General features: G+C 73.6%; 6 protein-coding genes. 3 read left to right on the top strand and 3 right to left on the bottom strand.

Features of this window, described 5'->3' with window-relative positions; all coding sequences use genetic code 11:
* The coding region (gene ligD, locus ACWGIU_RS27965) for a non-homologous end-joining DNA ligase (RefSeq protein ID WP_453710323.1) at nucleotides 1-776 on the bottom strand (776 nt) is incomplete at its 3' end.
* A 75-nt stretch (nucleotides 777-851) separates the two neighbouring features.
* Here ligD and ACWGIU_RS27960 point away from each other — a divergent pair.
* On the top strand, nucleotides 852-1,955 hold the full coding sequence (locus ACWGIU_RS27960; protein WP_453710321.1) for an ATP-dependent DNA ligase: 1,104 nt from the start codon (nucleotides 852-854) through the stop codon (nucleotides 1,953-1,955).
* 74 nt (nucleotides 1,956-2,029) lie between these two features.
* On the opposite strand, the gene ACWGIU_RS27955 is transcribed toward ACWGIU_RS27960, so the two are convergent.
* Together ACWGIU_RS27955 and ACWGIU_RS27950 are read right to left on the bottom strand one after the other, a co-directional pair.
* Complete coding sequence (locus tag ACWGIU_RS27955) at nucleotides 2,030-3,430, bottom strand: FAD-dependent oxidoreductase (RefSeq protein WP_453710319.1); 1,401 nt, start codon at nucleotides 3,428-3,430, stop codon at nucleotides 2,030-2,032.
* Between the two features lie 177 nt (nucleotides 3,431-3,607).
* A complete protein-coding gene (locus ACWGIU_RS27950; RefSeq protein WP_453710317.1) occupies nucleotides 3,608-4,585 on the bottom strand; it encodes an NAD(P)/FAD-dependent oxidoreductase in 978 nt (325 codons plus the stop codon).
* A 66-nt stretch (nucleotides 4,586-4,651) separates the two neighbouring features.
* Between ACWGIU_RS27950 and ACWGIU_RS27945 the strand changes: the two genes are divergently transcribed.
* Together ACWGIU_RS27945 and ACWGIU_RS27940 are read left to right on the top strand one after the other, a co-directional pair.
* A complete protein-coding gene (locus ACWGIU_RS27945) occupies nucleotides 4,652-5,269 on the top strand; it encodes a helix-turn-helix domain-containing protein (RefSeq protein ID WP_453710315.1) in 618 nt (205 codons plus the stop codon).
* A partial coding sequence (locus ACWGIU_RS27940; protein ID WP_453710313.1) for an NUDIX domain-containing protein occupies nucleotides 5,266-5,548 on the top strand: 283 nt, incomplete at its 3' end. The genes ACWGIU_RS27945 and ACWGIU_RS27940, both read left to right, overlap by 4 nt.

The raw sequence follows: 5,548 nt of genomic DNA, 5'->3' as shown, positions 1-5,548 counted from the left end.
TCCCAGCGCAGTGGCGCCGATACCGGGGCGTGCGGGCGGGGGCGGACCGAGTAGGCGGAGGCGATCGTGCGGTCGCGTGCCGTCTGGTTGTAGTCGACGAAGATCCGCTCGCCGCGCTCTTCCTTCCACCAAGCCGTCGTGACCTTGCCCGGCATTCGGCGCTCCAGTTCCCGGCCGAGGGCGATGGCGCACCGGCGGACCTCGGTGAAGGTCCAGCGCGGCTCGATCGGCACGAAGACGTGCAGCCCTCGGCCACCCGAGGTCTTGGGCCAGCCACGCAGCCCCAATTCTCCCAGGAGGGCTCGCAGTTCATGGGCGGCCGCCACCGCATGGTGGTAGTCGGTGCCCGGCTGTGGGTCCAGGTCGATCCGGAGCTCATCGGGGCGGTCGGTGTCCTCGCGCCGCACCGGCCAGGGATGGAAGGTGAGGCACCCCAGGTTCGCCGCCCACAGGACGGCGGCCGGTTCGGTCGGGCAGATCTCGTCGGCCGAGCGGCCGCTCGGGAACTCGATGTGCGCCGTGGGGATCCAGTCGGGGAGGTTCTTCGGGGCCCGCTTCTGGAAGAAGGACTCGCCCTCCACCCCGTCCGGGAAGCGCTCCAGGGTCGTCGGACGGTTGCGCAGGGCGCGCGTGATGCCGGGCGCGACAGCCAGGTAGTACTCGGCCACATGCCTCTTGGTGAGGCCGCGCTCCGGGAAGTACACCTTGTCCGGGCTGGACAGTCGTACCGTCCGCCCTCCCGCGTCCAGCTCGATCGCATTACCGGCAGCACCCATGTGCGCCACGGTAGGCGGGCCCGGTGGTACGCGCATACCGGGCGGGGCCGGACGTACCACCGCAGAATCGAAGGCATGGATCTGCCCGTGATGCCGCCCGTGAAGCCGATGCTCGCCAAGTCCGTCGCGAAGATCCCGCCAGGGATGCAGTACGAAGCCAAGTGGGACGGATTCCGGGCCATCGTCCACCGCGACGGCGCCGAGATCGAGATCGGCAGCCGGACGGGTAAGTCCCTGACGAGGTACTTCCCCGAGTTGGTGGGGGCTCTGAAAAGCAATCTGCCCAGCCGGTGCGTCATGGACGGCGAGATCGTGATCGTGCACGGCGGGCGGCTCGACTTCGACCGCCTGACCGAGCGGATCCATCCCGCCCAGTCCCGGGTCGCCCTGCTGGCCGAGAGGACCCCGGCCAGTTTCGTCGCCTTCGACCTGCTCGCCCTCGGTGACGAGTCACTCCTCGACACCCCGCTCGCCGACCGTCGTACGGCCCTCGTCCGGTCCCTGTCCACTGCTCGGCCCCCCGTGCATCTCGCGCCCGCGACCACCGATCCCGCGCTCGCGCGGGAGTGGTTCGAGCGATTCGAGGGCGCCGGTCTGGACGGGGTGATCGCGAAACCCCTCGATCTCCCCTACCGGCCGGACGCCCGCCTCATGTTCAAGGTCAAACACGAACGTACGGCGGACGTCGTCGTCGCGGGTTTCCGTTTCCACAAGAGCGGTCCGATTGTCGGATCGCTGCTGCTCGGCCTGTACGACGCCCACGGCACCCTCCAGCACGTGGGCGTGTGCGCCGCCTTCCCCATGAAGCGCCGCGCCGAATTGGTGGAGGAACTCGAACCCCTGCGCATGCCCGACCCGACCGGCCACCCGTGGGCAGCCTGGGCCGAGGAGGCCGCCCACGAGAGTGCCCGGCTGCCTGGTGCGCAGAGCCGCTGGACCGGCACGAAGGACCTGTCATGGGTGCCGCTGCGACCGGAGCGGGTCGTCGAGGTGAGGTACGACCACATGGAGGGCGACCGCTTCCGGCACACGGCCCAGTTCCACCGCTGGCGGGCCGACCGGACACCCAAGAGCTGCACCTACGCCCAGTTGGAGGAGGTCGTCGGATACGACCTCGCCGAGGTGCTCGGCCCCACCGCCGGCCCCACCGCCGACCCGGCCGCCGGGGCCGCAGGCTGAGCGGCCGCCGCTGTCCGGCCGCCACGACCCTGCCGCGACCACCCCGCCTCAGCCCCCCGCCGCAGCCCCGCGCCTCAGCCCGCCGTCAGCTTCTCCCACTCCTCCCGGTCCGGCCCCGACCCGTTCGGCGCGTAGTGCGGCCGAGCCGCCAGCCAGCGCGTCACCCGGGCGCGGATCTCCGGATCCGCGTACGCCCGCTCGGGCGGCTCCGCCAGATGCCGGACCCGCGCCCGCGCCCGCATCACCACGGGATCCTCCAGCGCGCAGTCGAACAGCGCGGACACCTGGCGCGCCGTCCCGCCACGCACCGCCCGGGTCGCGAAGCGCTCCCCGATCGCCGCGTCCGCGACGACCTGGAAGTCGAACCACGGCTTCAGGGTGCGCTCCGCCCACGCGTGGTGATCGGCGGCGTACCGCGCCGATCCCGGGTCCCGGTGCGCCGTACGGGCCACCCTGCGCGCGGCCCACAGCGCGAACGAGGTGCCCTGCCCGAGGGTCGGGTTGGTGTGCGCGATCGAGTCCCCGACCGGCACCAGCCCCGTCACCACCGGGCCCGCTTCGTCGACCAGCGCGCTCCACCGGTTGTCCAGGCTCGCCGTGGCCAGGACCCCCGACAGCGGCTCGGCGCCCAGTCCCAGCCAGGCCGCGCCGGGCGGGAAGGCGCGTGCCGCCGCCTCGAAAACGGCGGGGTCGCGCAGCGCCGAGCGCGTGGTGTCCGCGGTGTGCACGAACAGCGTCACGGCGAAGACCCGGTTGTCGGCCGGGAAGACGGCGCACCCGGCGAACGGCCCGCCGGTCACCGCCCACGGCTTGCGCGGCCCCTCGTCCATGCCCTCGGGCAGCCGGTACCAGCGGCAGAAGTACGCGAGCCCGGTGCGGTGCCGCTCCACGACGGGTGGCCGGCAGCCGGCCTCGGCCAGCCTGCGTTCCGTGCCGCCGCGTCGCCCGCCGGCATCCACGACGAGGTCCCCCGGGTAGCTCGCGGTCTCGGTGGTCACTCCCGTCACTTGGATCCCGGGGCCCTCGGGCGAGCCCGGGGCCGTGATCAGCCCGCTGACCGGCTCCCCGTACCGGACGACGACCCCCGGTTCCGCGCGCAGCGCCGTGGCCAGCGCGCTCTCCAGCACGATGCGCCTGGCCTGCAGCATCACGAGGTCCTCGTCGCCGGGCCGCGCGGGCGGACGTACGTCGAACCAGTCCAGCTCGTTCCGTTCGCGGGCGCCGAGCCGGAGCATCTGCTCGTGGACGTCGGGCAGATCGCCGCGCAGGACGTTGCGGGCGGCCCCGAGCAGCACGTGCGGCTGGGCCGCCTGCGGTACGGTCGGCCGCCGCCAGCCGAAGAAGTCACGGTCGAGCGCCGTGCCCGGGGCCCGCGTATCGCGCTCGAAGACCTCCGCCGTGTGTCCGCGCCGCGCCGCGAGCAGGGCGGTGGCGGCCCCCGCGACACCTCCGCCGATGACCAGCACATGTGCCATGGAGCGTCCCCCCGAGCCGTTGGACCGTACGACGATCACACCGCCAAGAGCCTGCACGAACGGAAGCCGGCCGAAACCCGCACAAATATCCGAAAATCGCTCAGACGCCCGCCTCCGGTGACCCGCCTCCGGCGACCCCGCCCCCGGTGACCCGCCCCCGGCCACCCCGCGCACGGCTCACACGCCGGCGCCCGAGCGATGGACCTCCAAGGCCCGCCGGGTCTCCGTCTCGATCAGGTCGGTGTTGATGGCCACCGCCGCCCTCACCCCCTGGGCTGCCGCGCCCGGGACCTTCTCCAGCGGGGAGCTCACATTGCCCGCGACCCAGACCCCGGGCAGAGCGGTGGCCCCGGTGGCCGGGTCGGACTCGACGCAGGTGCCGATCGCCAGCCCGTCCCGCTCCATCACCACGGTCGGCAGACCGAGGCCGGTCAGGACGCCCGAACGGGCGGTGAACCGCGGGGCGACCACCAGGGCCCGGCACTCCACCACGGCGCCACCCGCCAGGGTCACGCCGGCCAGCCGGTCCTCCTGGACCGCGAGGCCGGTCACCTCGCCCTCGACGACCCCGACCGCGAGGGCGGCCAGCAGTTCCCGGTCCTGGGCGGTGAGCCGCCAGGTGTGCGCGAGCAGGGTGGTCCGCTCGCTCCACTGCCGCCAGAGCTGGGCCTGGTGCACGGCGAGGGGCCCGTCGGCCAGCACCGCGATCGGCCGGTCCCGGACTTCCCAGCCGTGGCAGTACGGGCAGTGCAGGACGTCCCGTCCCCAGCGCGCCCCGAGACCCGGCACGGCGGGCAGCTCGTCCACCAGGCCGGTGGCGACCAGCAGTCGGCGCGCTCCGACGGTCCTGCCGTCCCCGCAGCGCACCAGGAAACTCCCGTCGGGCAGCCGGTCCGCGGCCACGGCCGTGGCCGGCCGGATCTCCCCGCCGTAGCCGGCCACCTCCGCCCGCCCCTTGGCCAGCAGCGCGGCGGGGCTCTCCCCGTCCTGCCCGAGGTACCCGTGCATGTGCGCGGCCGGGGCGTTGCGTGGGCTGCCGGAGTCGATGACCAGTACCGAACGGCGGGCCCGGACCAGGGTCAGGGCCCCGGCCAGCCCGGCGGCCCCACCGCCCACGACCACCACGTCGAAGGAGCTGTCGCTTGCGTTGTCCATGCCTGAGAGGGTCCGCCCAGGGCTGCCCGCTTGACAAATGTTGTTGCCGAAGCGGCAAATGGGTCCATGGCCACCGAGGAGCAGGACGAGGAACTCGCCGACGTGCTCACCGCCGTTGGGCCGCGGCTGCGCGCCCTGCGCCGACAGCGCGGCACCACGCTGGCCCAGCTCAGCGAGACCACCGGCATCTCGCTCTCGACCCTCTCCCGGCTGGAGTCCGGACAGCGCCGGCCGACGCTGGAGCTGCTGCTTCCGCTGGCCAGGGCGCACCGGGTGGCGCTCGACGAGCTGGTCGGCGCCCCCGAGACCGGGGACCCCCGGATCCGCCCGCGCCCGTTCGTCCGGCACGGCAGCACCTACGTGCCGCTGACCCGGAAATTCAGCGGGGTGCACGCCTTCAAGCAGATCCTCCCGCCCCTCGAAGGTCCGCCGCCCGAGCCCGAGCTGCAGGTCCACGAGGGCTACGAGTGGCTGTACGTGCTCGCCGGACGCATCCGGCTGCTGCTCGGCGCGCACGACCTCGTCCTCGGTCCGGGCGAGGCCGCCGAGTTCGACACCCACACGCCGCACGCCTTCTTCAACGCGGGTCCGCAGCCGGCGGAGTTCCTCAGCCTCTTCGGCCCCCAGGGCGAGCGGATCCATGTACGGGCACGGCCCACCCCTCCCTCGGAAGGACGTCCATGACCACCATCGGCGAACGCCCCGAACGGGCCCTGCCCCAGCCTCACGCCGTCGTCGGCGTCGGACTGGTCGTCGTCGCGGCGGACGGCCGGGTGCTGCTCGGCCAGGCGCACGACGGCCGCTGGGAGCTGCCCGGCGGCAAGGTCGACCCCGGGGAGGGCTTCGAGCGGGCCGCCGCCCGGGAACTCGCCGAGGAGACGGATCTGCGGGCGGCCCCCGAGGCGATCCGGATCCTCTCCGTGCAGATCGACGCGCAGGCCGGACTGACCCGGAGCTGGCGGC

Source organism: Streptomyces sp. NPDC054840 (genome assembly GCF_053611065.1).
Note: the sequence above shows the minus strand (reverse complement) of the source record. Positions and strands in the feature narration are given on the sequence as shown.